We start from the raw sequence: 26,812 nt of genomic DNA, 5'->3' as shown, positions 1-26,812 counted from the left end.
GGGCGATAGTGCCGGCCGCTGGCCGGGTACGCTCGGCACATGCGTGCTGTCGCTCCCGCGTTTCGCTGCGCGAATCGCGGGCCCCACTTACCGGCCTCCACCCCCCCGCGCCTGCGGCGCTGCCCCCGAACTCCGGGGGCGGTAGTGCCGGCCGCTGGCCGGCATACGGGGAAGCTCAGGGCGATTGCGGCTGCCGGGCAGCGGCGGGTACGACCGGGGGGCGGCCGATCCCGAACCAGCCCAGCGTGACGCCGCACAGCGGGCCGATCAGCAGGGCGAAGGCGAGGGTGCCGAGGCCGACATTGCCGCCCAGCCACCAGCCCAGCAGCAATACGCTGCCTTCGATCAGGCTGCGCACCTTCCAGATCGGCCAACCGGTGCGGGCATGCAGGCCAGTCATCAAGCCATCGCGCGGTCCCGGGCCGAGGCGGGCGCCGATGTACAGGCCGGTGGCCAGCGCGACCAGCAGCATGCCTGCACAGAACATCGCCAGCTGCCAGCCCACGCCGATGGCCGGTGGCAGCAGCCACAACCCGAACTGTGCGGAGGGACCGATCAGCATCACGTTGAGCACCGTGCCGACGCCCGGCTTCTGGCGCAGTGGCCACCACAGCAACAGCACCAGTGCGCCGATGACATTGGTCGCCAGCCCGAAGGACAGCGGCGTCTGTGCGGCGATGCCCTGCGACAGCACGTCCCAGGGCGCCACGCCGATGGCGGCACGGATCATCAGCGAGGCACCGAAGCCATACAGGAACAGGCCGGTGATCAGTTGCAGCAGGCGCAGGGGCAGGGCGGTAGGCATGGTGGGCTCGGGGGAGGGGAGATCTGTTTCCACCGTATCCCTGATTTCCTTGAGCCCATAGATACAGATCCCAGCCAATCCGCTGGTACAGGCAGCGCCGATCCTGCAGGCGGGCGGTTGAGCAGGGCCGCGCCCGTGCTCTGCTGGTGGCGGCAGGCGTAGCAGCCTGGCGTGGGCTCGGCCTACATCACGGCGTCAGTTGTCCCAGCCCACCAGCGCCAGCTTGCCCACCGTGTGCCCGCTGGCCAGGCGCTGATGCGCGATGTCCAGGTTGGCCGCATTGATCGTGCCCAGCGTTTCACTGAGCGTGCCACGCAGCTGGCCGGCATCGATCATGCTGGCGGCGCGGCTGAGGATGCGATGCTGTTCGATGCAGTCGGCGGTGGCGAAGCGCGAGCGCGCGAACATGAACTCCCAATGGATGCCGATGCATTTGGCCTTGTACGGATCGCCGATGCGCAGTGCGCCACGCGGCTCCACGATCAGGCCGACATGGCCCTGTGGTGCCAGCAGCTGGCCCAGTTCGTCCCAGTAGTGATCGGTGTCGGCCAGGTTGAGCGCCACCTGCACTGCGTCGATGCCCAGTGCCTGCAGCTGGGGCTGCAGCGGCTGCCGATGGTCGATCACATGCGTGGCCCCCATCTGCCGGCACCAGTCGATCGAGGCCTCGCGCGAGGCGGTGGCGATCACCTCGAAGCCGGCATGGCGGGCCAGCTGGATCGCCATCGAGCCCACGCCTCCCGCACCGCCGATCACCAGCAGGTGCTGGCCGCCATGGCGGCGATCATCCAGATGCAGCGGCATGCGCTGGAACAACAGCTCCCAGGCGGTCAGCGTGGTCAGGGGTAGTGCGGCGGCTTCGGCGAAATCGAGCGTGGTCGGCTTGCGGGCGACCAGGCGCTCGTCCACCCACTGGTACTGGGCGTTGCAGCCCGGCCGGGTAACGTCACCGGCGAAGTAGACCTCGTCACCGGAGGCGAACAGGCTGGCCTCGTCACCGATGGCTTCGACCACACCGGCGGCGTCCCAGCCGAGCACCCGGGGAACCTCAAGGGTGGCCGGATCGGTAGCGGCCCGCTGCTTGCCATCGACGGGGTTGACCGATACCGCTTCGATCCGCACCAGCAGATCGCGGCCGCGAGGAGGCAGCGGCGGCGGCAGCAGGACATCACGCAGGGCAGGTGCGTATTCACGACTCAGGGCGACGGCTTTCATCACGGCTCCGGCTGGGTTCGTGATCCCATCATAAGGTTCCTCACGTTTCCGCAAACCTGCTGAACCGTGCGATGCAATGTGCTGCGCAGTATGTCGGTTTTCGCGCTTAAACCCCGTCAAACCCTTGCAGCGTGTGGGTCTTGCGGATTTTCATCATCCTGTATAGGGTTTCAACGTCGGACCGGTCGACGGTCGGGCGCAACACTTCACATGTTACGGGACTGTTAACATGGCCTTCACCCGCCTGAGCATAATGTTCGCGGCGGTGGCGTGCTGAATCGGCTGTCGTACATCGACGCACTAGTGCTGGCCCATGCCTCTACCGGTTTCATACCCCCGAAATAGGAGCTGTACTCAATGAACAAGAAGATCCTTACTGCCGCGCTGCTGGGCGGCCTGGCTTTCGCCCAGGCAGCTTCGGCGCAGGAGTTCGATGACCGCTGGTACCTGACCGGTTCGGCCGGCTTCAACTTCCAGGACAGCGACCGTCTGACCAATGACGCTCCGTTCGTGACCCTGGGCCTGGGTAAGTTCATCAGCCCGAACTGGTCGCTGGACGGTGAACTGAACTACCAGAACCCGAACTTCGACAGCAACCAGGACCTGAACTGGTCGCAGTACGGCGTCTCGCTGGACCTGCGTCGCCACTTCATCAAGGAAGGCCGCGGCTGGAACCCGTACATCGTCGGTGGCCTGGGCTACCAGAAGTCGGAAGAAGAGTACGCTGCAATCGACAACAACGGTCCGCGCCAGCGTAAGGACGGCAACGTTGCCGCCAAGCTGGGCGTCGGCCTGCAGACCACCTTCGAGAAGCGTGTTGCTGTCCGCGCCGAAGTGGCCTACCGCGCTGACTTCGACGACCAGAGCATCGCCGCCAAGGACGAGAGCTGGTTCGGCGACGTGCTGGCTTCGGTCGGCGTCGTGATCCCGCTGGGCCCGGCTCCGGTCGCGGCTGCTCCGGCTCCGGCTCCGGTTGCCCCGAGCTGCGCCGACCTGGATGACGACGGTGACGGCGTCAACAACTGCGACGACAAGTGCCCGAACTCGCAGCCGGGTCAGACCATCGGTCCGGACGGTTGCCCGGTTCCGGTCTCCATCGATCTGAAGGGCGTCAACTTCGACTTCGACAAGTCGAACCTGCGTCCGGACGCCGTGGCGATCCTGAGCGAAGCCACCGAGATCCTGAAGCGTTACCCGGATCTGCGCGTTGAAGTTGCCGGTCACACCGACTCGAAGGGTACCGACGCTTACAACCAGAAGCTGTCGGAGCGTCGCGCCACCGCCGTGTACAACTACCTGACCAAGAACGGCGTCGACGCCGGTCGCCTGGTCGGCCCGATCGGCTACGGCGAGAGCCGTCCGATTGCTCCGAACACCAACCCGGATGGTTCGGACAACCCGGAAGGTCGCGCCAAGAACCGTCGTACCGAGCTGAACGTCCAGAACTAAGTTCTGACGCTCTGCCAGTAGGACACAGCAGGACCCGGCTTCGGCCGGGTCTTGTTGTTTCTGCGGTCCGGAACCCGGCGTTTCAGGCGCGGGAGTAACCGTTCGTCGGGATTTTGCCCATAAAACCAATGAGTTGCCGTATTCATTGAAAGTGGCGCTTGAAAGCTGTCGCGGCATTGCTAAACTCGCCGCGTCACTTCCTTTCCTGGATGCCCTTCATGCTGCGCTCTGCATCGGCCGCCTTCCTGGCGCTGGCCCTGGTTCCCGCCGCCCACGCTGCGGTCGATTGCTCGGTCAACACCAGCGCCTCGCCGCTGCCGTTGCCGGCCACGACCATCGCGCCGGTGGCCGACGAGCTCTACATCCGTGGCAACCAGCTGGGCATGCCGGCCGGCGTGCTGAGCAGCAACTACGATCCGTCGCAGTCGCTGGACCAGGTGCTGCAGCGCCTGCGCATTGATGGGTGCCAGAACATCGCCAAGGCCATTCCGAGCGCACCGGCGGTGAAGCCGAACGATCCGGCGGCCTACAAGCCGCAGACCGAATTCGACAACACGCCCTGGCGCTTCGACATGAGCCAGAACGGCAAGCGCATGACCGCCGAAGAGTTCGACGCCTGGATGAAGGCGCGTGGCGTGCGTGTGGTCAAGGCGCGTCCGGCTCCGGCCGCCACTCCGGCTGCGGCCGAAGCACCGGCTGAGACCAAGCCGGTCGACAAGAAGTAAGCGCGGCGGGGAGCAGAGGCTTGCGCACGCGCCGCCCACCTGCTGCCCCCGCTGCCCGCTCCCACGCACCGCGTGGGCGTGCGGTTCCGGATGTCTCCAATGGCGTGCGCCATGGCCTGGCGCGCGTGCTGTCCAAGGCCGGCGTGTGCTCACGCAGCGAGGCCGCGCGATGGATTTCCGATGGCCGCGTGCGCGTGTCCGGCCGCATCATCCGTGATCCCGAGTTCCCGATTGCCAGTCCGCACCCGCCGATCGAAGTCGATGGCCGGCCGATGGATGCGCCGCAGCGGCTGTACCTGGTGCTCAACAAGCCGCGCGGCGTGGTGACCACGGCGCAGGACGAGCGTGGTCGCGACACGGTGTATCGCTGCTTCGATGGTGCCGGCCTGCCGTGGATCGCGCCGGTCGGGCGCCTGGACAAGGCCAGCGAAGGGCTGTTGTTGTTCAGCAATGATCCGCAGTGGGCGGCGCGCCTGACCGATCCGGAGACCGGCCCACAGAAGACCTATCACGTGCAGGTGGATCGTCTTCCCGATGAGGACACCCTGGCCGCGCTGCGCGCCGGTGTCGAGGACGAGGGCGAGTTCCTCGTCGCCCAGGCCGTGCGCGTACTGCGCAGTGGCGACAAAACCGCATGGCTGGAGGTGGTCCTCGACGAGGGACGCAACCGCCATATCCGCCGCCTGTTGGCGGCCTTCGACCTGCAGGTGCTGCGCCTGGTCCGGGTCGCGATCGGTGGGCTGCTGCTCGGCGATCTCGGCAAGGGGCAATGGCGGGTGCTGGAGGTCAGCGACCAGCAGCGGCTGGGGGCCGCTGCACCGGGCTGATCATCGCCCGCGGCCGGCAGTCGCCGGCCACCGTTCCAGGCGTAGGGGGCGCCTGGTTGCTGAATTTCCCGAACGGAGCCTGCCCATGTACCACCCGACCCTCAACCAAACCCTGCGCTGCGCAGGCCTGCTGCTGCCGATGGTGCTGCTGGCCGCCTGTGGCGGCCACAAGAAGGTGGCCAAGGCGGAAACGCCTGCCGAGACCCCGGTGGTGGAAGTGAAGACCCCGGAGCTGGATGGTCGCGGCAGTTACCGCTTCCTGATGAGCAACGGCGACAAGAAGATGACCGCCGATGAGTTCGATGCCTGGATGAAGGCCAACGGCATCCGCGTTGCCAAGGGCAACGGCCAGGACGCCGCCGCCAAGCCGGTAGTGGTGGCCAGCAAGGAAGAGCCGAAGGGCAAGAAGAAAAAGAAGTGACGCCTGGCGGTGCCGACCCGGGCCGGCACGCCCTCAGGCCACGGCGGGTGCCGACCGTGGTCGGCAGCCATCCAGCCCGGTAGGTGCCGACCTTGGTCGGCACGCTTTGACCAGCGGGGTCAGGGCCTTTTCCGCAGGAAAGGGATCCGACCCCGGCATGATCAGCCCTTGACCACGCCCAGTTCGACACCAATGCGGGTGAACGCATCGATCGCGCGATCCAGGTGCTCGCGGCTGTGCGCGGCGCTGATCTGGGTCCGGATGCGGGCCTGGCCCTTGGGCACCACCGGGAAGAAGAAGCCGATCGCGTAGATGCCTTCTTCCAGCAGGCGCTCGGCGAATTTCTGCGCCAACGGTGCGTCATACAGCATTACCGGGCTGATCGGATGCACGCCCGGCTTCACGTCGAAACCGGCGGCGGTCATCTTCTCGCGGAAGTAGGCGGTGTTCTCGGCCAGCGTGCTGCGAATGTCGTCAGCGGCAGCCAGCATTTCGAACGCCTTGATGCCGGCGGCCACCACATGCGGCGGCAGCGAGTTGGAGAACAGGTACGGGCGCGAGCGCTGGCGCAGCAGTTCGATCACCTCGGCGCTGGCGCAGGTGAAGCCGCCCAGCGCGCCGCCCATGGCCTTGCCCAGAGTGCCGGTGATGATGTCGATCTTCTCCAGCACGCCCTTGACCTCGGCCGAACCACGGCCGGTAGCGCCAAGGAAGCCGGTGGCGTGGCATTCGTCGATGTGTACCAGCGCGTTGTACTTCTTCGCCAGCGCGGTGATCTCGTCCAGCGGCGCGATGAAGCCGTCCATCGAGAATACGCCATCGGTGGTGATCAGCTTGGTCTTGCAGCCTGCGGCATCGGCGGCCTGCAGCTGCGCTTCCAGATCGGCCATGTCGCAGTTGGCGTAGCGGAAGCGCTTGGCCTTGCACAGGCGCACGCCGTCGATGATCGAAGCATGGTTCAGCGCGTCGGAAATGATCGCGTCGTTCTCGCCGAGCAGCGGCTCGAACAGGCCACCGTTGGCATCGAAGCAGGCCGCGTACAGGATGGTGTCCTGCTTGCCGAAGAAATCGGCGATCTGCTTCTCCAGCTGCTTGTGCAGGTCCTGGGTGCCGCAGATGAAGCGCACCGAGGCCATGCCGAAGCCGTGGGTATCCAGTGCGTCCTTGGCGGCCTGGATCAGGTCCGGATGGTCGGCCAGGCCCAGGTAGTTGTTGGCACAGAAGTTCAGCACCTTGCGGCCGTCGTCGAGGGTGATCTCGGCCGATTGCGGGCTGGTGATGATCCGCTCGGACTTGAACAGGCCCTGGGCGCGGATGGCGTCCAGTTCCTCGGCGTAGTGGCGGGTCAGGGCGGAGGAGACGTCGGTCATGGCGTGGGCACGGCTCTGAACGGGGAAACCGCTGATTCTACCGGGCATCGCCGGTCATCAACCGGGCTGGATGGGGCATCGCCATGGGCAGCGCATGTTGCATCGCAATAGCAAAGTGGTTAAGAATTCGTGAACCGGAGCTGTCGCGCTCCGGCCGCTCCCGCCTTCCACGCCACGCCACCGCCCCCACCGGAGACGCTCATGAAGCACGCCCGTGCCTGCCTCGCCATTGCCGCTGCCCTGACCCTGGCCGCCCCGTTCGCCGCCAGCGCGCAGGAGAACGAATCGCCGTACAGCTGGAATGTCACCGCCGTTTCCGACTACCTGTTCCGTGGCGTGTCGCAGACCGACGAGAAGCCGACCCTGCAGGCGGGCTTCACCTACACCTCGCCGGTGGGCCTGTATGCCGGTGTCTGGGGTTCGGGCGTGGACTTCGGTCCGGGCGATCCGAACACCGAGATCGACTACCAGATCGGCTATGGCGTGGACGTCACTTCGCGCGTCAACTTCGACGTGCTGCTGAACCGCTACACCTACCTCGGTGCCAGCCACCAGAACTACAACGAGCTGGTGACCACCACCACGCTTGATGACACCTACAAGCTGACCGTGGCCTACACCAACGACCAGTGGAACAGCGGCACCGATGGCTGGTACTACGGCTTGGGCGGCAGCTGGGGCCTGCCGAAGGACTTCACGCTGAATGCCAACGTCGGTCGCAGCACCTTCGAGGACGGCATCGCCAAGGACTATACCGACTGGAACGTCGGCGTCAGCCGCCAGTTCGGCCTGTTCAACGTCGGCCTGGGCTACTACGGCACCGACGGCAATGGACGCGAGAACTCGGGCAAGCTGGCCCACAGCCGGGTGCTGCTGACCGTGGCCGTGGGCAAGTAACGCCGCAGGCGTTACGGTAGGTGCCAAGCTTGCCTGGCACGCATTGCGAAAAAGGCGCCCATCGGGCGCCTTTTTCAGTTCCGCGGTGTTCTTGATCCCATCTGGGGAAGAGCCCCCTTGTTGTTCAAGGGGGGCGCGCCAAAGGCGCGGGGATAAGGAAACATGCGGGGGAATTGACCCTTCGGGTCAATTCCAGCTGAGCACGACCTTGCCGGCCTTGCCTTCTTCCATCAGGTCGAAGCCCTTCTGGAACTCGTCGATCGGCAGCTGGTGGGTCATCACCTTGCCGAGCGGGAAGCCGGACAGCACCAGCTGGGTCATCTTGTACCAGGTCTCGTACATCTTGCGGCCGTAGATGCCCTGCACGGTCAGGCCCTTGAAGATGATCTTGTCCCAGTCGCAGCCGGCGCCCTTGGGCATGATGCCGAGCATGGCGATCTTGCCGCCGTGGTACATGCAGTCGAGCATGTCGTTGAACGCGCGCGGGTTGCCGCTCATTTCCAGGCCCACGTCGAAGCCCTCCATGTGCAGCTCCTTCATCACGTCCTTCAGCGACTGGTTGGCGACGTTGACCACGCGGGTGGCGCCCATGTCGGCGGCCAGCTTCAGGCGGAAGTCGTTGACGTCGGTCACCACCACGTTGCGCGCACCGATGTGCTTGCAGATGCCGGCGGCGATGATGCCGATCGGACCGGCGCCGGTGATCAGCACGTCTTCGCCGATCACGTCGAATTCCAGCGCGCAGTGTGCGGCATTGCCGTACGGGTCGAAGAACGCGGCCAGTTCCGACGGGATCTGGTCCGGAATCGGCCACAGGTTGCTGGCCGGCATCACCATGTATTCGGCGAAGGCGCCGTTGACGTTGACGCCGATGCCGACGGTGTTCGGGCACAGGTGCGGGCGGCCGCCACGGCAGTTGCGGCAATGGCCACAGACGATGTGACCTTCGGCCGAGACGCGCTGGCCGATCTCATAGCCGGTCACCGCCGAGCCGAGCGCGGCAATGCGGCCGACGAACTCATGGCCGATGGTCAGGCCCGGCTTGATGGTGCGCTGGCTCCACTCGTCCCACAGGTAGATGTGCAGGTCGGTGCCGCAGATCGCGGTCTTTTCCAGCTTGATCAGGACCTCGTTCGGGCCCGGGGTCGGAACCGGAACTTCTTCCAGCCAGATGCCCTTGGCCGCTTCGCGCTTGACCAGGGCCTTCATCGTTTGCTGCGCCATCGGGGTGGAACTCATCAGGGGGAAAGCGCGGATTATAGGGTGCCGCGCGGATTTCCCATGTTGCGCTGCGGGTGCAATGGCGGAACGAAAGGCGTGCGCCGACGGGCGTTTCGAACGTGCTGCAAACAGCAGCGCCTCCTTGATTCCTGGGGAGGGCGCGCGGTCACCCTGGCCGGGACACGCAAAAGCCCATCCATGGTGCTCGATGGCGCCTTGCTCGTGCGCGCTATCCTGCGCACACGGCAAGACCGGGGTTGGGCGTCCTGCCCAACCCGCCAGTCGCATGCGCCCGGCCCATGGCGCCAACGGTCCCGGCCAGGGTGACCACGCCCCCTCTGGACGATTCCATGTGCGCGGCCGATGTGCGCATGGCAGAGCAAGAAGTAGGCCCATGACTTCCGGGGTTCGGGCCGGGGCAGGGCGGCGGGCTACAATCGAGGGTTCCACTACCAGGGGCTGCTCCATGCGCTCGAACCTGCTTGCATTCTCCATCGTCGCCAGCCTCGGGCTGGCCCAGGTCGCCCATGCCGCTGAAGGCATGTGGGTGCCGCAGCAGCTGCCGGAAATCGCCGGTCCGTTGCAGAAGGCCGGCCTGAAGCTGTCCCCGGAGCAGCTGTCCAACCTCACCGGCGACCCGATGGGCGCGGTCGTCGCCCTCGGCGGCTGCACCGCCAGCTTCGTGTCGCCGCAGGGCCTGGTGGTCACCAACCACCACTGCGCCTACGGTGCGATCCAGCTGAATTCGACCGCCGAGAAGAACCTGATCAAGGACGGCTTCAACGCGCCGAAGCACAGCGATGAACTGAGCGCCGGCCCGAACGCCCGCGTCTACGTGCTCGACCAGATCACCGACGTCACCGCCCAGGCCAAGGCCGCCATTGCCGCCGCCGGCAACGACCCGCTGGCCCGCAGCCGTGCGCTGGACGCCTTCGACAAGGCCCAGGTCGCCGCGTGTGAAGCCGAGGACGGCTTCCGCTGCCGCCTGTACACCTTCTCCGGCGGCAACACCTACCGACTGTTCCGCAACATGGAAATCAAGGACGTGCGCCTGGTCTACGCGCCCCCGGGCAGCGTCGGCAAGTACGGCGGCGACGTCGACAACTGGATGTGGCCGCGCCACACCGGCGACTTCTCGTTCTACCGCGCCTACGTCGGCAAGGACGGCAAGCCGGCCGCATTCTCGGCCGACAACGTGCCGTACCAGCCCAAGCACTTCCTGAAGTTCACCGACCAGCCGCTGGGCGCCGGTGACTTCGTGATGGTGGCAGGCTATCCGGGCCGCACCAACCGCTACGCGCTGGCCGGTGAGTTCAACGAAACCGCCAGCTGGACCTACCCGACCATCGCCAGGCACTACAACGCAGTGTTGAAGATGATCGATGAGGCGGGCAAGGCCGACGCCGACGTCAAGGTGAAGTACGCCGCCACCGCGGCCAGCATGAACAACGTGGCCAAGAACTACGCCGGCCAGCTGGAAGGCTTCAAGCGCATCGACGCTGCTGGCCAGAAGCAGGCTGAAGAAGCCGCCGTGCTGGCCTGGCTGAAGAAGCAGGGCGCCGCCGGCAAGCCGGCCCTGGCCGCACACGCGCAGCTGGTCAAGCACCTGGATACCAGCAAGGCGACCCGCGAGCGCGATCTGTTCGTCGGCCAGTTCAACAACACCTCGGCGGTCAACGCCGCCATCGGCCTGTACCGCCTGTCGATCGAGCGCACCAAGCCGGACGCCGAGCGCGAGGTCGGCTACCAGCAGCGCGACCTGCCGACCCTGGAAGGCGGCCTGAAGCAGATGGATCGCCGCTATGTGGCGAAGATGGACCAGCAGCTGCAGACCTACTGGCTGGACCAGTACGTCGCCCTGCCGGCCGCGCAGCGCAACAACGACGTGCTGAACACCTGGCTGGGCGGCAGCGATGCCAGCGCGGTCAAGGCACTGGTGAGCAAGCTGTCGGGCACTGAGCTGGGCAGCCTGGATGCACGCCTGAAGTGGTTCAAGGCCGACCGCGCCGCGTTCGAAGCCAGCACCGATCCGGCCATCCAGTACGCGGTGGCGATCATGCCGTCGCTGCTGAAGCAGGAAGAGCAGAAGAAGATCCGCGAAGGCGAGTCGCTGACCGCACGTCCGCTGTACCTGCAGGCACTGGCTGACTACAAGAAGAGCCAGGGCGAGTTCGTGTACCCGGATGCCAACCTGTCGCTGCGCATCACTTTCGGCAACGTGATGGGCTATGAGCCCAGGGACGGCGTGGCCTACACCCCGTTCACCACGCTGGAGGGCATCGTCGCCAAGGACACCGGCGTCGATCCGTTCGATGCGCCCAAGGCCCTGCTCGACGCGGTCAAGGCCAAGCGCTACGGCGGCCTGGAAGACAAGCGCGTGGGCTCGGTGCCGGTGAACTTCCTGTCCAACCTGGACATCACCGGTGGCAACTCGGGTTCACCGGTGCTGGACGCCAACGGCAAGCTGGTCGGCCTGGCCTTCGACGGCAACTGGGAATCGGTCAGCTCCAACTGGGTGTTCGACCCGGTGATGACCCGCATGATCGCGGTCGACAGCCGCTACATGCAGTGGATCATGCAGGAAGTGGCGCCGGCGCCGGCGCTGCTGAAGGAACTGAACCTGGCGAAATAAACCCGTTGCGGTAGTGCCGGCCGCTGGCCGGCAACCCCGACCAGATAGCCGGAGTTTCCAAAACCCCGCGATCCACGTCGCGGGGTTTTTTCATGCCCGGCACGGCCCGGTGCGCCGAACGGGTATCATCCCTGTTCCGCGCACTTCACAGGATGTGAACGAAACGCGGAACCTCCTCCCCCCAGGACCCCTTGCACGCATGCGCATCCTGCTTGCCCGCCACGGCGAAACGCCGTGGAACGCCGAAGGCCGCTACCAGGGCCAGATCGACATCCCGCTTTCGCCGATCGGTGAAGCCCAGGCCCAGGCCCTGGGCGCCCGCTTGGCCTCGGTGGACATCACCCGTGCCGTCGCCTCGCCGCTGTCACGCGCGCAGCGCACCGCGCAGCTGGCACTCGGTGCCGCCCGTGCCGACATGTTGCTGACCGAGCCGGAGCTGCAGGAAATCGCCCACGGCGAGTGGGAAGGCCTGCTGGCCAGCGAAATCAACGAAAAGGACCCGTCGCGCCTGAAGGCGTGGCGCGAGGAGCCGGACACCGTGCTGATGCCCGGCGGTGAATCGCTGCGCCTGGTGCTGGAGCGCAGTTGGCGCGGCCTGGCCCGCGCCACCGAAGGCCTCGGCGAGCACGACACCCTGCTGGTGGTCGCCCATGATGCGGTCAACCGCGTGATCCTGTGCAAGGTGCTGGGCCTGCCGATCTCCCGCCTGTGGACCTTCCGCCAGGCGCCGACCACGCTCAACCTGCTCGAAGGCGCCGACCTGGACAGCCTGGAAGTGGTGCGCCTGAACGACTGTGCCCACCACACGCCGTTCTTCGGCGAAGCCAAGCACCGCGCACTCTGATCCATCCCCTCGCATCAACTGCTTCTGCTGGAACCGCTGCCGTGACGAACACCCCGACCACCCTGGCCGACTGGCTGGACTACATTGAACGCCAGCACCCGGCGACCATCGACATGGGCCTGGAGCGCGTGCGCGCCGTGGCCACGGCGATGGGCCTGGGGGCGCCGGCCCAGCGCACCATCGTGGTCGGTGGCACCAACGGCAAGGGCTCCACCGTGGCCTTCATCGAAGCCATCGCGCGTGCTGCCGGCTGGAAGGTCGGCGCGTACACCTCGCCGCACCTGCTGCGCTACAACGAGCGCGTGCGCATCGACGGCCACGATGTGGAGGATGCGGCGCTGGTCGCCGCCTTCAACACCATCGAGGCCGCGCGTGGCGATATCACGCTGACCTATTTCGAGTACGGCACGCTGGCCGCGCTGCAGCTGTTCGCCGACGCCGGGCTGGACCTGGCGGTGCTGGAAGTGGGCTTGGGCGGTCGCCTGGATGCGGTCAACATCGTCGACGCTGACGTGGCGGTGATCACCACCGTGGACATCGACCATGCCGAATGGCTGGGCGAGGACCGCGAAGCGATCGGCACCGAGAAGGCCGGCATCATCCGTGGCTGGAAGCCGGTGATCCTGGGCGAGACCGACCCGCCGTCGAGCGTGCTCGCACGTGCCTACCTGGTCGGCGCCAACGCGATCCGCGGCGGCAGCGATTATTTCTACGAACCAATCGATGCCCAGCGCTGGCGCTGGCGCGATGTCGGCCTGCGCATGGAACTGCCGACCCCGGCGCTGGCCGGCCCGATCCAGCTGGCCAACGCGGGTGCCGCCATCGCTGCGCTGCGCGCGCTGGACAAGCCGGTGTCGCGTGCGGCGTGGGCTGCTGGTGTCGCGGCGGCGCGCATCTCTGGCCGCCTGCAGGCGTTCGAGCGTGACGGCGTGCAGGTCCGTGTCGATGTCGGGCACAACCCGCAGGCGGCGGGCCAGCTGGCGCGCGCGCTGAAGGCCGAAGCGTCGGCCGGGCGCACCCTGGCGGTGTACGCCGCGCTGCAGGACAAGGACGCGGTGGGCGTTGTGCAGGCGCTGCAGGACGTGGTCGGCGAGTGGACCCTGGCCGGACTGGACGGCCCGCGCGGGCAGAGTGCTGCCCAGTTGCAGGCCCGCCTGGCCGGTACGGCGGCGGGCAAGGCCCAGCGCGCTGATACTGTCGAGCAGGCGCTGGCACAGGTACTGGCCCAGGCCGGGCGCGGTGACCGCGTACTGGTGTTCGGCTCCTTCCATACCGCCGCTGCCGCGCTGCAATGGTTGCAGGGCGCCGCCTGATCCGCGTTCAGCCAATGCCGACGCCGTCCGGTCCGGCACCCGTATAATCGACCGCAACCTCCGGACAGTTGCCGCCTCACGTGGATACGCCTCTGAAACAGCGTCTGATTGGTGCCATCGTGCTGGTGGCGCTGGCCGTGATTTTCCTGCCGATGCTGGTCAAGGGACCGGCGCCGGACAGCGGTGTGGCCTCGGTGCCGATCGCCGCGCCGGACGCACCGGCCGATGGCCAGTTCGAAACCCGTGAGCTGCCGCTGGTTGCTCCGGCCGGTGGAGCCACCGGCCTGCAGACCGGGCAGGCCAAGCCGCTGCAGGAGACGGCCGCGCCGGCTACGCCGCCGACCGTGGACACGTCTCCAGCGGTTGCCGCCGGCAACTTCGCCGTCACGTTTGGCGCCTACGGCAGCAAGGCCGACGCCGATGCGGTGATCGCCTACCTGCAGCGCTCGCAGCTGCCAGGCTTCGCCGAAACCACCACCATCAGCGGGCGCCAGGCGTGGCGTGTGCGTGTCGGGCCGTATGCCGACCGTGCCCAGGCCGAAGCCGCGCGCCTGCAGGCGGTCAAGATCCGCGCCGATGTGAAGGCAGAAGTCATCACCCTGGATGCGGCGGCAGGCAGCAGTGCGGCGGTTGCCGCCACGCCGGCGCCGACCACCAGCACCCCGGCCGCGGCCACCACGCCGTCGGCCACCAGCAACCCGGTGCGCAGCGAAAGCCTGCCGCCAAGCACGCCGACGGCGACCACCAAACCAGAGCCGCCCAAGCCGGCACCGAAGCCCGAGGCTCCGAAGCCGGACGCCAAGCCCGAGCCGAAGCCGGAGGCCGCCGCCAGCAAGCCGGCGCCTGCCACGCCGACAGCACCGGCGGCCAGTGGCGTCGGCTTCGCCGTGCAGTTGGGCGCGTTCGGCCAGGCCAACGATGCCAACGCGCTGCGCGACAAGGTCCGCGCCGCCGGCTTCAGTGCTTTCGTCGAGCAGGTACGCACTGAAAAGGGCACGCTGCATCGCGTCCGCGTCGGACCGGTGGCCAACCGCGCTGACGCCGAGCAGCTGAAGGCGCAGGTCGCCGCCAAGGTCGGCGTGGCCGGCATGGTCCGACCGCACCCATGATCCACGCGCAGGCCCGTTGCCAGCGCCGCCGAAGGAGCGGGGCGCCATGATCGACGTGGTGCTGCTGATCGTGATCGCCGCCTCGACCCTGCTCGGGATGCTGCGTGGCTTTGTTGGAATCGTCATCGGCACGCTGTCGTGGCTGCTGGCCGCGTGGGCGGCCTTCGCCTTCGGCAACGATGCGGCACGCTGGTGGGCGGCCCCGGCCGCACCCGGCGGCGAGCATTTCGTTGGCGGCTACCTGGGCGTGGGCATTGGCGTGATGATCGTGGTCGCGGTGATCGGCATGGTCATCAAGGCGATGATCCATCGCAGCATGCTGACCAGCCTGGACCGGTTGCTGGGCGGCGTGCTGGGCGCCGTGCGTGGCGGCCTGATCGCGGCGATCCTGGTGCTGCTGGCCGGCTTCACCCCGCTGACCGCCGAACCGTCCTGGAAGCGCTCGGCGGTCCGCCCGGTGCTGAACCCGGCCGTGGCCTGGATGAACGGGAAGCTGCCGCACTGGCAGGTGCCCGGCGCCGATCTGCTGCCCAAGACCTTGCCGACCGACATGCTGTCCCCATCTGCATTGATGGAGCTGGGGAAGAGCGCAGGCGCCGATCTGGGAAAGCCGGGCGCGGCAGGCGATAATGGCATCCTCAACCAGGTAGTGGCGGGCAGCGGATGGCTGCGGCCCGCGAAAGCGGAACAGGGCGACGCATACGATCCGGCCGAAGTGCGCCCGGACGCCCCAGCACTGCCAGACAGTATCGAGCCGGGCGATCCGGCCAATGTCGACCGCAGGCGCGGCGACCACCGCGGCCAGGTACGGCCACCTTCCTTGTAACTGGGCACAGCCCAGCGGAGACTTCGCACCATGTGTGGCATCGTCGGAATCGTCGGCAACCAGAACGTCGCCGGGCAGTTGTATGACGGCTTGACCGTTCTCCAGCATCGCGGCCAGGATGCCGCGGGCATCGCCACGGCCAATGGCAGCCGCCTGCGGGTGCAGAAGGCCACCGGCCTGGTCCGCGATGTGTTCGATGCACGCACCATGTCCACCCTGGAAGGCAGCGTCGGCATCGCCCATGTGCGCTACCCGACGGCCGGCTCGGAAGGCATGGACGAGGCGCAGCCGTTCTATGTCAACTCGCCGTACGGCATCGCGCTGGCCCACAACGGCAACCTGATCAACACCGAGGCGCTGCGCCAGCAGGTGTTCGAGCAGGACCGCCGCAACGTCAACACCGATTCGGACAGCGAAGTGCTGTTGAACGTGTTCGCCTATGAGCTGGAGCAGCAGCGCCAGCTGAGCCCGGAAGCCGCGATCCGCGCGGTGGCTGGCGTGCACCGCCGCTGCAAGGGCGGCTACGCGGTGGTCAGCGTGGTGCTGGGCCTGGGCCTGGTGGCCTTCCGCGACCCGCACGGCATCCGTCCGCTGGTGCTCGGCAAGCGCAGCCATGTCGAGGGCGACGAGTACATCGTGGCCTCCGAGTCGGCCGCGCTGGACGTGCTGGGCTTCCAGCGCGTGCGCGATGTGCAGCCGGGCGAAGCCCTGGTGATCACCGCCCGCGGCGAGCTGTTCTCGGAAATCTGCGCCGAGCCGGCCGAGCACACCCCGTGCATCTTCGAGTACGTGTACTTCGCGCGTCCGGACTCGATGATCGACAACGTCTCGGTGCACAAGGCGCGCATGCGCATGGGCATCAAGCTGGGCGAGAAGATCCTGCGCCTGCGCCCGGACCACGATATCGACACCATCATCCCGATCCCGGATACCTCGCGTGATGCCGCGCTGGAGATCTCCAACGTGCTCGGGGTGAAGTACCGCGAAGGCTTCATCAAGAACCGCTACATCGGCCGCACCTTCATCATGCCGGGCCAGGGCGAACGCGTGAAGTCGGTGCGCCGCAAGCTCAACCCGATCCACCTGGAGTTCCGCAATCGCGTGGTGCTGCTGGTGGACGACTCGATCGTGCGTGGCACCACCAGCCAGCAGATCGTGCAGATGGCCCGTGATGCGGGCGCGCGCAAGGTCTACCTGGCCAGCGCGGCACCGCCGGTGCGCTACCCGAACATCTACGGCATCGACATGCCGGCGGCCGAAGAGCTGGTCGCGCACAACCGCACCGTAGAAGAGATCGAGGCCCACCTGGGCTGCGACTGGCTGATCTACCAGGACCTGGAGGACATGGAAGCGGCGGTGAGCGAGGGCAACCCGGCGCTGCGCAACTTCGATTCGTCCTGCTTCAACGGCCACTACCCGACGGGTATCGAGCCGGGCTACTTCGAGCGCATCCAGCAGCTGCGTTCGGACGACGCCAAGCACAAGCGCCGCGCCTGAGGTCCAGGCGTGGTCGATGTACCCGACGTTGGTGGCGACCTGCTGCGCGCGGCGCAGCGGTGCCTGGCCGAAGCCGACCCGCTGCGCAAGGTCGCGTTGACCCAGGCGTATGCCGCCGCGTTCCGTGCCGGCCGCCTGAAGGTGGCTGCCGATGCGCCGCCGCCGGAACCGATCCGCATGCCTGGCCGGCCGGCACGGCTGGTGCTGGTGCATCCGCGCGAAGTGCCCCGGCGCGGGCTGGGCGGCGTGGAAGGACGCGCCGCCTTCATCCACGCCATCGCCCACATCGAACTCAACGCGATCGACCTGGCCTGGGATGCGGTGTACCGCTTCCGCGGCCTGCCGCCAGCGTTCCATGCCGACTGGGTCAGCTGTGCCGACGACGAATCGCGGCACTTCATGCTGCTGCGCGAGCGCCTGCAGGCGCATGGCCACGACTACGCCGATTTCCCCGCGCACAACGGCCTGTGGGAAATGTGCGAAAAGACCGCGCATGACGGCCTGGCGCGCATGGCCCTGGTACCGCGCGTGCTGGAAGCGCGCGGCCTGGACGTGACACCGGGCATGATCGAGAAGCTGCGCAATGTCGGTGATGGTGAAACCGCCGACGTACTGGAAGTGATCCTGCGCGAGGAAGTGGCGCACGTTGCCGCCGGTTCGCGCTGGTACCGCTGGTACTGCGATCGCGCCGGCGTCGAGCCGCGTGCGCGCTTCAAGGCGCTGCTGGTGGAATACGCCGGCGGCTACCTGCACGGGCCGTTCAACATCGAAGCGCGCCTGCTGGCCGGCTTCGACGCCGACGAGCTCGGCAACCTGGTCGAACAGGCCGGTTGAACAAAAGGGGACGGAGGGGATTAAGTCGTTTGTGCCACAAACGACTTAATCCCCTCCGTCCCCTTTTTCATGCGTTGGGCAGCACCACGCGCTTGCCATCCACGGTGGGCCGGTTGATGTAGAACAGGCCGGGACCGGGCCGGTAGGGCAGTTCGCTGACGCCGGCATCGGCGGCATAGGTCAGGGCGGTGTCGCCCAGCGCGTCGAAATTCCAGTGCGCCGACTGCATCAGGTAGCGTCGGCGCAGCAGCGCCTCCTGGGTCTGGGTCAACGCCTGCCCTGCCACCAGCCGCCGTGCGATCGGTTGCAGGGCCGACGGCAGTTCCCAGCCGGGAACCTCGGCAGCGCTGGCGCGCCAGGTGACGCCGGCATCGATGGCATGCTGCTGCATCACCTGCAGCGCGATCAACTGGTAGCGCCAGTCGATGCGCCGCCGCAGTACCACGGCGGCAGTCACGTACAGCACCGGGGACAGCAGCACGCTGCGGCTGCCGGCGCGGCGCTGCTGCTGCCACTGGTGCCAGACATCCACCCACACTTCCTTTTCGTCCACGCCCAGCTGCTGCCGCCAGCGTTCGGCATCGGCCTGCGTTTCAGCGTAAGCCGTGGTGGCCTGCAGCATCGCCAGCGGGGGAATCTGGTAGTCGGCAACGGCGGGGCGGCGCAGCTGCTGGCGACGTGGGCGGCTGAGCAGCTTGGGGCCTTCCTCCAGCTGGTTGTAGCCTCCGCCGATGTTGGCGTGCACGCCGGGCAAAGCGATCTCGGTGAACGGCGGTGCCACCGTGGTCAGTGGATAGTGCTGGCGATGCTCGTCGCGCGCGGTCAACTGCACCACGCGTGCAGCGATGCCACTGGACAAGGCAAGCTGCGGTTGTTCGTCGGCGCGGCCACCACTGACCGCAGCCACGGTATCGAACAGGCCCATGAATCGCAGCACCGGAAGGGCAGGGGCGAAGTCCGCCGTACAGACCAGGCCGGACGACTGCAGCAGTTGCCGCCAACGCGTGGTATCCCAGCCCTGCAGCTGGTTGGCGATATCACGTGCGGCGGCAGCGCCTCGAGAGAACCCGAACAGATCCAGCTGCACGCGACGCAGCGGTTGCCGCCAACGCGTGGACAGTTCTGCAAGCGCAGCCGGCAGCACCACCTGCAGCGCGCGCTGCACCTTTGCGCGGACGCCGCTGGCGCCGATACCGAACGCCAGTCCGATCAGGTCGTCGTCGGCGTCATCGCGGGTACCGACACCTTCCACGTAGATCGACAGCGAAGGCGTGGCCATCGCATCGCGGCGGCTGTCCGGGTACAGCTGCTGCAGGCGTGCGATGTTGGTCAGGCCGTTGTCGTAGCTGCTGGTCAGCCGGCTCTGGTAGGTCGAATCATCATCCGCACGCAGCTGCGCCGGGCGCGGTCGCGGCTGCTGTGGTCGACCACGCGCGAGGTTGTGCGCGTTGTTGCGGGTGCCATCGAAGAACAGGCCGATCCGCAGCAAGCCGACATCTTCGTCCGTGTCCTGCGATGGTGCCATGTGCATTCCCCGTCGTGGCTGCGTCACGGTAGCGCGAAAGCGGTGTATTGGCGAAGTGTAGTGACGCTTTTGACCTGACTGAACGCAGATGCGGTCGATCACAAATCCTGACTTTCATTCCACTCGCCTATTGAATTCACACGAGCCGCGCAGGCCATATGGCCAAACCCGGCAAACCGGGTCGTGCTGCATCCACGCTGTTCACATCATTCAAGGAGCGACGCAATGTTGTCCAGATCGATTGGCAAAGCGGCAGGTGGCCTGGTGTTGGGTTTGTCGGTGGCGGCGGCCGCGCATGCGGCACCGTTGTTCGAGCCGGTGACGGTCATCAGCCGCGCATCGGCAAACAGTGAGCCCGCGCTGGGCAAGCTGCTGGCCACCCCGTCCACCGCGACGGTACAGGAAGTGCGCGTTGATGCAGCCGCGACTGCACAGCCGCAGCTGGAATTCGAACTGCTCGGCCAGCGCGTGCAGGCCGTGCGCAGCAAGGTTGAAGCGCTGCCCGATGGCGGCAGCATCTGGTATGGCCAGTTCCGTTCGCCCTCGGACAAGCTGACCGCGGCCACCTCCAACGGCCAGGACGACCCCGGCAATTCGCTGATCCTGGTGCGCTCGGGCGATACCATCACCGGCTCGATCCGCAAGGATGGAAAGCTGTACCGCCTGCGCCCGCTGGGCAACCGCCACGTGCTTGTGGAAGTGGACGAGTCGCGGATGCCGGCCGACCATCCGGCCGATTACAACCAGCTGCCGAAGATCCCGATGGGCAACAACGATCGCCTCGGCATCGCGCAGGCGTCGTCCGGCACGCCGGCCACCATCCGCGTGCTGGTGGTGGCGACCAATGCCGCCGTCGCCGCCTATGGCGGCAACATGCAGTCACTGGTGCAGCTGGCCGTGGCCGAATCGAACCAGGGCTATGTCAACAGCAACGTCGGCATCACCATGGAACTGGCCCGCTACGAAACCACCAGTTACACCGAATCGGGCAGCTTCGATACCGACCTGGCGCGTTTCCGTGGCACCAGCGATGGCTACATGGACAGCATCCACACCAGCCGGAATACCTACACGGCTGATGTGGGCGTGCTGCTGATCAACAACACCGCCTACTGCGGCCTGGCCTCGGGCATCGGCTCGACGGCGTCGACCGCGTTCGCGGCCGTGTACTGGGATTGCGCGACCGGCTATTACTCGTTCGCGCACGAGATCGGCCATCTGCAGAGTGCGCGGCATGACATCGCCACCGACTCGAGCACCTCGCCCTATGCCTATGGCCACGGCTATCGCTACGAGCCGGCCACCGGCACCGGCTGGCGCACGATCATGGCCTACAACTGCACCCGCAGCTGCCCGCGCCTGAACTACTGGTCCAACCCCAACATCAGCTACAACGGCATCCCGATGGGCAACGCCAGCACCGCCGACAACCAGCGCGTGCTGGTCAACACCAAGGCCACCATCGCGGCCTTCCGCTGACACTGTCCAGGCGCCGACCAAGGCCGGCGTCTACCCGGGCGCATGCACCTGCTCTGGTAGATGCCAACCTTGGTTGGCACCTTGCGATCCGTTATTCGCGCGCGAGCGTATCCAGCGTCCAGCCGCTGGCATCCACGCGCAGCACCGAACCCTGTTCGTACCAGTCACCCAGCACGATGCGGGTGCGCTCGCGACCACCGGCCTGCAGCGTGTGGATCGCCGGCCGATGGGTATGGCCATGGATCATGGTGTCCACGCCATGGCGCACGAAGGTGGCATCGACTTCGGCAGGGGCCACGTCGGTCACCGACTCGAACTGCGCACGATCGTCCTGCTTCATCTCGGACTGGCGCGCCTGGCTGGCTTCGCGCGCCTTCTGCGCGAACGCGATGCGTGCGGCCAGCGGCTGCGACAGGAACTGCGCCTGGAATACCGGGTCGCGCGTCTGTGCACGGAACTGCTGGTAGGGAATGTCATCGGTGCACAGCAGGTCACCGTGCTGCAGCAGCACCGCGCGGCCGTACAGTTCGATCATGCACGGGTCGGGCAGGATGCGCAGGCCGGCACGGCGCGCGTAGTCCTCACCGAGCAGGAAGTCGCGGTTGCCGCGGATGAAGTACACCGGCACGCCGCTGTCGGACAGCACCTTCAACGCATCGGCCACCGTGTCGGCGGCGGGCGAGGGCGTGTCGTCGCCGATCCAGGCCTCGAACAGGTCGCCGAGGATGTACAGCGCATCGGCGCCGGGCGCCTGCTCGCGCAGGAAGCGCAGGAACAGGTCGGTGATCTCCGGACGGCTGGGGTCCAGGTGCAGGTCGGAAATGAACAGCGTGGTCATGCCCGCATTCTAGGCCATCAATGATGATGGTGGCGCCGGGCCTTGCCTGGCTCCGGTCGTCACACCGGCAGCGGCAGCCAGGTCAGGCTGGCCGAAGCCAGCACGATGGCGATGGCGGTGGCTGCCAGCACATCGGAAGGATAGTGCAGGCCCAGGACCACCCGCGACAGTGCAACGCCACAGGTGAACGGCACCAGCAGCGGCGCCAGCCACGGGTAGTAGGCCAGTGCCACGATGGTGAACGACACCGCATGCAGGGTGTGTCCGGAGGGGAAACTGAACTCGTCCAGCGGCGCCACCCAGGCGCGGATGCGCAGGTCGGCCGCGTAGGGCCGCGGGCGCCGGGTCCAGCGCTTGAGGACCTTGTACAGCAGCAGCGCGGCCAGGCCCGTGGCGGCCATGTGCACCGAGGCGCGCAGGCCGTCGAAGCCGTCCAGCACCACCAGCGCGGCCATCAGCACGTACCAGAACACGCCATCGCCGAGCCGGCTGATGACCGCGAACAGGCGACGCACGCGGCGCCGCCGGCAGTAGTGGTTTGCGCGCCGGCACCAGCGTGCTTCGCGCCCGGCCAGCAGCTCAAGCGGCGTAGTGCGCATGGCCGTTCCTCCGCGACTGTGCCAGTTCGGCCAGCAGTGCATCGAACTCGGCCACCACCTGTTGTGGATGCAGGCGCTTCATCGCGCGTGCGGCATTGCCGCCCAGTTCGCGGCGCTGCGCGTCATCGGCGGCCAGTCGCACGGCGGCATCGATGAACTGATCGTCGCTGTCCACGGCTGCGCCGTTCTCGCCATTGCGCAGGTACTCGCGCGCGGCGCCGTAGTCGAAGGCCACGGTGGCCACACCGCTGGCCATGCTTTCCAGGGTCACGTTGCCGAACGTTTCGCTGCGGCTGGGGAACAGGAACAGATCGCCGCTGGCGAAGTGCCGGGCCAGCGCATCGCCGCGCTGGATGCCACAGAAGATGAAGTCGGGGTTTTCATGTGCCAGCTTCTCGCGGGCCGGGCCATCTCCGACCCACACGAAGCGTGCCTTGGGCCGGATCTGCTGCAGCCGGCGGAATGCCTTCACTGCCAGGCCGAGGTTCTTTTCAGCAGCGATGCGGCCGACATAGATCGCCACCAGGCCGTTGCCATCCACGCCCCATTCCTCGCGCAGCGCGGGATCGCGCCGTCCCGGATCGAACTGCTGGCTGTCCACCGCGCGGGCCAGCAGGCGCACGCGCTCGAAGCCCTGTTCGCCGAGGAACTGCTGCAGCTCGCGGGTCGGCACCAGGGTGGCATCGGCCTGGTTGTGGAAACGGCGCATCCAGCGCATGGCTGCGGCCTGCAGCCACGCCACGCCGTAGTCGGGCAGGTACTCGTCGAAGCGGGTGTGGAAGCCGCTGGCGACCGGAATGCCGAGGCGGCGCGCAGTGCGCAGTGCCGACCAGCCGAGCGGACCTTCGGTGGCGATGTAGACCGCATCCGGGCGTTGTTTCTGCCAATGGCGGCCCAGCCGGATCGGCGCCGGCAGTCCGAAACGCAGGCCGGGGTAGCGGGGCAGGGCGGCGCCGGGAACCAGCAAGGTGCCGGGTGCCGAATCCAGCGCTTCGCTGGACTGGCGGGGGCGGACCAGGTCGATCTCGTGCCCGGCTGCGCGCAGACCTTGTTCCAGCCCCTGCACGGTGAGGGCGACGCCGTTCACTTCCGGTGGATAGGTCTCGGTGACGATGGCATAGCGCATGGCGGGCCTCCGGGTTTCCGGCATGCTCGGGCCTGGCGATGTAGCCGACATGACCGCTTTGCGACCATCAGATGACGGTGGCGCCGGCCAGCGCCTGGGCGCGGCGGCCAATAAAAAAACCACGGCCCCGAAGGGCCGTGGTCGTCATGCTTCCGTCACAGCGCGATGGATCAGAAGCGCTGCTGGTACTTCATGTAGATGAAGCGGCCGATATCGTAACCACCGTAGTACGAGAAGGCCGAGTTCGGCTTGCTGTACATGACCGGGCCGGTCTTCTCGAACACGTTGTTGGCACCGACCGACACGGTGGCGTCCCACGGCAGCGAGTAACGCACCTGCACGTCGTGGAAGGTGACCGCGCCGCGCTCGTTGTAGTTGCGTGCGCCCTTGTACCACGGTGCGTACACACCCGGATCCGAGCACTCGTCCGGGTACAGCGCGATGTTCGAGCAGGTTTCCTTCACGCCCGAATAGTAACGCGCGGTCCAGCTCGCGCCGAAGTTGCCCCGCTCGTAGCCCAGCACCAGGTTGGAACGGACGCGGAAAGCGCTGCCGATGCCGTTGGTGACGATCGGGACGATCGAGCTGTCGTTGGAGGTGCGGTAGGTCGCACTGGACACGTAGGTGGTGGCCGAGTTCACGTTGAACTTGCCGAACCGGGTGTCCAGACGGTAGCTCACGTCCAGATCGTAGCCTTCGGTTTCCATGAAGCCCGCGTTGCGGTTGCCGAACTTCAGGTTGGTCACGATGCCGGTCACCGGGTCACGCTGGAAGCGCGAGCAGCGCGCGTCGATACCCGATTCGTAGCAGTCCTGCAGGATCTGGGTCGGCGTGTCGGCGATGATCGTGTTGTCGATGCGGATCTTCCACCAGTCCAGCGAGGCGTTGAAGCCCTGGATGAAGCTCGGGCTCCAGACCAGGCCCAGCGTCTTGCTGGTCGAGGTTTCCGGCGTCAGCAGCGGGTTCGACCCGGAGGTGAACGGCACCGGGGTCGCGTCCGTCGACGTGTTCACCGGGGTGCCACCCTGGCGCAGCTGGCGGAAGGTATTCGCATTGGCGATGTCGCGTGCGCAACGTGCACGGACTTCCGCGCTGGAGGCCGAGGAACCGAAGCGGGTGTCGCACGGATCGCTGAACTGCGCGAAGGTCTCCGAACCACCACCGAACAGGTCGCTGATGGTCGGTGCACGGAAGCCCTCGGCCCAGGTGCCACGCACCATCAGCGAGTCGATCGGCTTCCACTTGAAGCCGAACTTGCTGTTGAGCGTGTTGCCGAAGGTGTTGTAGTCCGAGAAGCGGGTTGCGCCATTAAAGGTCAGTTCCTTCGCGCCCGGCAGGTCGGCCAGCACCGGAACGTTCACTTCCAGGTAGGCCTCGTTGACGGTGTAGTCACCGCCGGTCGGGCCCGCGGCCAGGTTGGTGGTCGCGCCGGTCTGGGCCAGGGCATCCGGGGTGTACTTGCCTTCTTCCTTGCGGCTTTCCACGCCGAACGCGAAGCCCAGGTCGCCAGCCGGCAGGGTCACGATGCTGCCAGCGATGTTGGCAAAGAAGTTCTTGGAGGTGGTACGGCCCTTGGTGATCTCTTCCGGGAACAGCCACGCCTGCAGTTCTTCGTTGCCGTACAGGCCATCGGCAGCCGTCGTGCCGTACGGCACCAGCGGGTTCCACGGCTTGCACACGTCATAGGAGATCGGTGCAGCGGCGGTGCCGCACTGCACCTTGCCGGTGGCGGCGTTGTAGAACGACGGGCCGACGCCGCCGGCGACGCGACCCTTGTGCAGGTTGCCGGTCGCCACCGATTCCAGTTCATTGCGGTTGTACTGGTAACCCACTTCCCAGTCGAAGTAGCGGCTGCCGATCTCGAACGAACCGTCGAACGACGCCACCGCGCGGTAGGTCTTCAGCTCGCTGGTGGTCACGCGCGGCACTTCCCAGGTGCGGCGGTTCCATGCCACGGCGGTCGGGGTGGCATACCCGTGCTGGCGGCCGAACGGATTGAAGTAGCTGTTGATCGACATCGAGCCGACACCGGCGGTGCTCGACTGCAGCGGATAGCCCGCGATCTGGCGGGTGGACTCACGCTGGTTGTAGCCCAGCTCGGTGCGGAAGTTGACGTTGTCGGTGATCTTGAAGCGGCCGTCGAAATAGACCGAGTCGCGCTTGACCGGATACATCACGTGCATCTGGTCGTTGGCGTTGCTCACGTCACCGGTGAACGGCGTGCTATCGGTGAGGTGGTAATTGGCCGGGTTGGTGGGATCCGCGCCGCGGTTGAGGGAATAGCCGCAGCCCGCAGTGGCGGTACAGCCCGGGCCGCGCAGACCGGTGAACTGGCCGTACTGGCTGATCGTGGTCCAGTTGCTGCTGTCGTACGGATGGCGATCGGTCATGCCGTACTTGCTGAAGCCGCGATCGCGCGCCCACACGCCCTTCTCTTCGGCATGCTCGGCGGACAAGGTCAACGACACGCGATCGTTGCTCCAGCCGGCGACCACGTCGAAGCGGTCACGTGCGCCGTCGCCCTGGCTGTACTGGCCGTGATAGACGTTGGCGGTCACACCGGTGACATTGGAGCGGGTGATGATGTTCACCACGCCGGCCATGGCGTCGGAGCCATAGATCGCAGAGGCGCCGTCCTTCAGCACCTCGATGCGCTCCACGGCGGACACCGGCAGCGTGGAGATGTCCTGGTAGCCGGACGTGCTGATGCCCATGCGCTTGCCGTTGACCAGCACCAGCGTGCGCTGGGTGCCCAGGTTGCGCATGTCGATGTAGGTGCCACCAGCGTTTTCACCCGCGGTCAGCGCATTGGCGCGGCTGATGGTCGGGCTGCCCATCGCGGTGACGTTCTGCAGGATGTCGGCAACCGAGCTGAAGCCCTGCTTTTCGATGTCGTTGCGGCTGATCGCGAACACCGGCTGGGCGGTTTCCACGTCCACCTGGCGGATGCGCGAGCCGGTGATCTCGATGCGGTCGAGGTTGGTGGGCGTTGCGTTGCTGCCGTCCTGGGCAAACGCGGGCAGGGCGGCCAACGTTGCGGTGGTAGCCAGGGCATAGCGGATGGCCTGCCCCAGTGCGGTGGTGCGTGAAGTCATGGCGAGCTCTCTCTCTCAGGTCGTGCACAAGACGCCAAAGTGGGCGTCGAAGGAGCCAGCTGGGTTGATGACCGAGCCGGTGACCCGATAGTAGTCTCGTTAGTTAATGCTCTGTAAAGAGTTCGTATCGATTTATGTCACGGGACACCCCCATCCTTCACAAAA

Annotated in this window: 22 protein-coding genes; 13 read left to right on the top strand and 9 right to left on the bottom strand. The window is 66.8% G+C overall.

Features of this window, described 5'->3' with window-relative positions:
- Positions 1–175: 175 nt before the first annotated feature.
- Together yczE and AC5P56_RS18005 are read right to left on the bottom strand one after the other, a co-directional pair.
- On the bottom strand, positions 176–805 hold the full coding sequence (yczE, locus tag AC5P56_RS18010) for a membrane protein YczE (RefSeq protein ID WP_014646070.1): 630 nt from the start codon (positions 803–805) through the stop codon (positions 176–178).
- Positions 806–1,000: 195 nt separating this feature from the next.
- Complete coding sequence (locus AC5P56_RS18005) at positions 1,001–2,020, bottom strand: zinc-binding alcohol dehydrogenase family protein (protein ID WP_049408097.1); 1,020 nt, start codon at positions 2,018–2,020, stop codon at positions 1,001–1,003.
- Between the two features lie 357 nt (positions 2,021–2,377).
- On the opposite strand from AC5P56_RS18005, the gene AC5P56_RS18000 reads away from it, so the two are divergent.
- From AC5P56_RS18000 to AC5P56_RS17985, 4 genes are all read left to right on the top strand, one after another.
- A complete protein-coding gene (locus AC5P56_RS18000; protein ID WP_014646072.1) occupies positions 2,378–3,469 on the top strand; it encodes an OmpA family protein in 1,092 nt (363 codons plus the stop codon).
- Between the two features lie 218 nt (positions 3,470–3,687).
- Positions 3,688–4,194 carry a hypothetical protein gene (locus tag AC5P56_RS17995; RefSeq protein WP_014646073.1) on the top strand — a complete coding sequence of 169 codons (507 nt, stop codon included), beginning with the start codon at positions 3,688–3,690 and terminating at the stop codon, positions 4,192–4,194.
- A 20-nt stretch (positions 4,195–4,214) separates the two neighbouring features.
- Positions 4,215–5,021 (top strand): pseudouridine synthase, encoded by an 807-nt coding sequence (locus AC5P56_RS17990; RefSeq protein WP_401732735.1) that lies wholly within the window; start codon positions 4,215–4,217, stop codon positions 5,019–5,021.
- An 85-nt stretch (positions 5,022–5,106) separates the two neighbouring features.
- On the top strand, positions 5,107–5,442 hold the full coding sequence (locus tag AC5P56_RS17985; protein ID WP_005415439.1) for a hypothetical protein: 336 nt from the start codon (positions 5,107–5,109) through the stop codon (positions 5,440–5,442).
- 161 nt (positions 5,443–5,603) lie between these two features.
- On the opposite strand, the gene kbl is transcribed toward AC5P56_RS17985, so the two are convergent.
- Positions 5,604–6,812, bottom strand: a complete 1,209-nt coding sequence (gene kbl / locus AC5P56_RS17980) for a glycine C-acetyltransferase (RefSeq protein WP_288494844.1) — start codon at positions 6,810–6,812, stop codon at positions 5,604–5,606.
- A 201-nt stretch (positions 6,813–7,013) separates the two neighbouring features.
- Between kbl and AC5P56_RS17975 the strand changes: the two genes are divergently transcribed.
- Positions 7,014–7,709, top strand: a complete 696-nt coding sequence (locus AC5P56_RS17975; protein ID WP_014646076.1) for a TorF family putative porin — start codon at positions 7,014–7,016, stop codon at positions 7,707–7,709.
- 186 nt (positions 7,710–7,895) lie between these two features.
- On the opposite strand, the gene tdh is transcribed toward AC5P56_RS17975, so the two are convergent.
- Positions 7,896–8,918 carry an L-threonine 3-dehydrogenase gene (gene tdh / locus AC5P56_RS17970; protein WP_032955954.1) on the bottom strand — a complete coding sequence of 341 codons (1,023 nt, stop codon included), beginning with the start codon at positions 8,916–8,918 and terminating at the stop codon, positions 7,896–7,898.
- 478 nt (positions 8,919–9,396) lie between these two features.
- Here tdh and AC5P56_RS17965 point away from each other — a divergent pair, with 478 nt between their 5' ends.
- The 7 genes from AC5P56_RS17965 to AC5P56_RS17935 all read left to right on the top strand — a co-directional run bounded on the left by AC5P56_RS17965 (position 9,397) and on the right by AC5P56_RS17935 (position 17,985).
- Positions 9,397–11,562: a S46 family peptidase gene (locus AC5P56_RS17965; RefSeq protein ID WP_046429104.1), complete on the top strand. Its 2,166-nt coding sequence runs from the start codon at positions 9,397–9,399 to the stop codon at positions 11,560–11,562.
- A 199-nt stretch (positions 11,563–11,761) separates the two neighbouring features.
- A complete protein-coding gene (locus tag AC5P56_RS17960) occupies positions 11,762–12,406 on the top strand; it encodes a histidine phosphatase family protein (RefSeq protein WP_014646078.1) in 645 nt (214 codons plus the stop codon).
- Positions 12,407–12,447: 41 nt separating this feature from the next.
- Positions 12,448–13,719 (top strand): bifunctional tetrahydrofolate synthase/dihydrofolate synthase, encoded by a 1,272-nt coding sequence (folC, locus tag AC5P56_RS17955; protein ID WP_495231839.1) that lies wholly within the window; start codon positions 12,448–12,450, stop codon positions 13,717–13,719.
- Positions 13,720–13,799: 80 nt separating this feature from the next.
- Positions 13,800–14,828, top strand: coding sequence for an SPOR domain-containing protein (locus AC5P56_RS17950; RefSeq protein WP_049440275.1), 1,029 nt, complete (start codon positions 13,800–13,802; stop codon positions 14,826–14,828).
- Positions 14,829–14,874: 46 nt separating this feature from the next.
- Complete coding sequence (locus AC5P56_RS17945) at positions 14,875–15,654, top strand: CvpA family protein (RefSeq protein WP_014036126.1); 780 nt, start codon at positions 14,875–14,877, stop codon at positions 15,652–15,654.
- Positions 15,655–15,684: 30 nt separating this feature from the next.
- Positions 15,685–17,151, top strand: coding sequence for an amidophosphoribosyltransferase (purF, locus tag AC5P56_RS17940; RefSeq protein ID WP_227864305.1), 1,467 nt, complete (start codon positions 15,685–15,687; stop codon positions 17,149–17,151).
- Positions 17,152–17,160: 9 nt separating this feature from the next.
- Positions 17,161–17,985, top strand: a complete 825-nt coding sequence (locus AC5P56_RS17935; RefSeq protein WP_241887135.1) for a ferritin-like domain-containing protein — start codon at positions 17,161–17,163, stop codon at positions 17,983–17,985.
- Between the two features lie 67 nt (positions 17,986–18,052).
- Here AC5P56_RS17935 and AC5P56_RS17930 read toward each other — a convergent pair whose 3' ends face one another.
- Complete coding sequence (locus AC5P56_RS17930; RefSeq protein WP_049440270.1) at positions 18,053–19,510, bottom strand: T6SS phospholipase effector Tle1-like catalytic domain-containing protein; 1,458 nt, start codon at positions 19,508–19,510, stop codon at positions 18,053–18,055.
- Between the two features lie 225 nt (positions 19,511–19,735).
- On the opposite strand from AC5P56_RS17930, the gene AC5P56_RS17925 reads away from it, so the two are divergent.
- Positions 19,736–20,989: a M12 family metallo-peptidase gene (locus AC5P56_RS17925; RefSeq protein WP_014646083.1), complete on the top strand. Its 1,254-nt coding sequence runs from the start codon at positions 19,736–19,738 to the stop codon at positions 20,987–20,989.
- 91 nt (positions 20,990–21,080) lie between these two features.
- On the opposite strand, the gene lpxH is transcribed toward AC5P56_RS17925, so the two are convergent.
- From lpxH to AC5P56_RS17905, 4 genes are all read right to left on the bottom strand, one after another.
- Positions 21,081–21,827 (bottom strand): UDP-2,3-diacylglucosamine diphosphatase, encoded by a 747-nt coding sequence (gene lpxH, locus AC5P56_RS17920; RefSeq protein ID WP_032955937.1) that lies wholly within the window; start codon positions 21,825–21,827, stop codon positions 21,081–21,083.
- A 59-nt stretch (positions 21,828–21,886) separates the two neighbouring features.
- Positions 21,887–22,426 carry a phosphatase PAP2 family protein gene (locus AC5P56_RS17915; RefSeq protein WP_032955935.1) on the bottom strand — a complete coding sequence of 180 codons (540 nt, stop codon included), beginning with the start codon at positions 22,424–22,426 and terminating at the stop codon, positions 21,887–21,889.
- Positions 22,407–23,552 carry a glycosyltransferase family 4 protein gene (locus AC5P56_RS17910; RefSeq protein ID WP_014646086.1) on the bottom strand — a complete coding sequence of 382 codons (1,146 nt, stop codon included), beginning with the start codon at positions 23,550–23,552 and terminating at the stop codon, positions 22,407–22,409. The genes AC5P56_RS17915 and AC5P56_RS17910 overlap by 20 nt, the downstream gene beginning before the upstream one ends.
- A gap of 170 nt (positions 23,553–23,722) precedes the next feature.
- Complete coding sequence (locus tag AC5P56_RS17905; RefSeq protein ID WP_032955931.1) at positions 23,723–26,647, bottom strand: TonB-dependent receptor domain-containing protein; 2,925 nt, start codon at positions 26,645–26,647, stop codon at positions 23,723–23,725.
- Between the last annotated feature and the right edge of the window lie 165 nt (positions 26,648–26,812).

The organism is Stenotrophomonas sp. YJH_SMC_131 (assembly GCF_059367975.1).
Note: the sequence above shows the minus strand (reverse complement) of the source record. Positions and strands in the feature narration are given on the sequence as shown.

Excerpts from the sequence above, each read along its gene's own strand:
- yczE (WP_014646070.1), bottom strand. The coding sequence starts at position 805 with ATGCCTACCGCCCTGCCCCTGCGCCTGCTGCAACTGATCACCGGCCTG.
- AC5P56_RS18005 (WP_049408097.1), bottom strand. The coding sequence starts at position 2,020 with ATGAAAGCCGTCGCCCTGAGTCGTGAATACGCACCTGCCCTGCGTGAT.
- AC5P56_RS18000 (WP_014646072.1), top strand. The coding sequence starts at position 2,378 with ATGAACAAGAAGATCCTTACTGCCGCGCTGCTGGGCGGCCTGGCTTTC.
- AC5P56_RS17995 (WP_014646073.1), top strand. The coding sequence starts at position 3,688 with ATGCTGCGCTCTGCATCGGCCGCCTTCCTGGCGCTGGCCCTGGTTCCC.
- AC5P56_RS17985 (WP_005415439.1), top strand. The coding sequence starts at position 5,107 with ATGTACCACCCGACCCTCAACCAAACCCTGCGCTGCGCAGGCCTGCTG.
- kbl (WP_288494844.1), bottom strand. The coding sequence starts at position 6,812 with ATGACCGACGTCTCCTCCGCCCTGACCCGCCACTACGCCGAGGAACTG.
- AC5P56_RS17975 (WP_014646076.1), top strand. The coding sequence starts at position 7,014 with ATGAAGCACGCCCGTGCCTGCCTCGCCATTGCCGCTGCCCTGACCCTG.
- tdh (WP_032955954.1), bottom strand. The coding sequence starts at position 8,918 with ATGAAGGCCCTGGTCAAGCGCGAAGCGGCCAAGGGCATCTGGCTGGAA.
- AC5P56_RS17965 (WP_046429104.1), top strand. The coding sequence starts at position 9,397 with ATGCGCTCGAACCTGCTTGCATTCTCCATCGTCGCCAGCCTCGGGCTG.
- AC5P56_RS17960 (WP_014646078.1), top strand. The coding sequence starts at position 11,762 with ATGCGCATCCTGCTTGCCCGCCACGGCGAAACGCCGTGGAACGCCGAA.
- AC5P56_RS17945 (WP_014036126.1), top strand. The coding sequence starts at position 14,875 with ATGATCGACGTGGTGCTGCTGATCGTGATCGCCGCCTCGACCCTGCTC.
- purF (WP_227864305.1), top strand. The coding sequence starts at position 15,685 with ATGTGTGGCATCGTCGGAATCGTCGGCAACCAGAACGTCGCCGGGCAG.
- AC5P56_RS17930 (WP_049440270.1), bottom strand. The coding sequence starts at position 19,510 with ATGGCACCATCGCAGGACACGGACGAAGATGTCGGCTTGCTGCGGATC.
- AC5P56_RS17925 (WP_014646083.1), top strand. The coding sequence starts at position 19,736 with ATGTTGTCCAGATCGATTGGCAAAGCGGCAGGTGGCCTGGTGTTGGGT.
- lpxH (WP_032955937.1), bottom strand. The coding sequence starts at position 21,827 with ATGACCACGCTGTTCATTTCCGACCTGCACCTGGACCCCAGCCGTCCG.
- AC5P56_RS17915 (WP_032955935.1), bottom strand. The coding sequence starts at position 22,426 with ATGCGCACTACGCCGCTTGAGCTGCTGGCCGGGCGCGAAGCACGCTGG.
- AC5P56_RS17910 (WP_014646086.1), bottom strand. The coding sequence starts at position 23,552 with ATGCGCTATGCCATCGTCACCGAGACCTATCCACCGGAAGTGAACGGC.
- AC5P56_RS17905 (WP_032955931.1), bottom strand. The coding sequence starts at position 26,647 with ATGACTTCACGCACCACCGCACTGGGGCAGGCCATCCGCTATGCCCTG.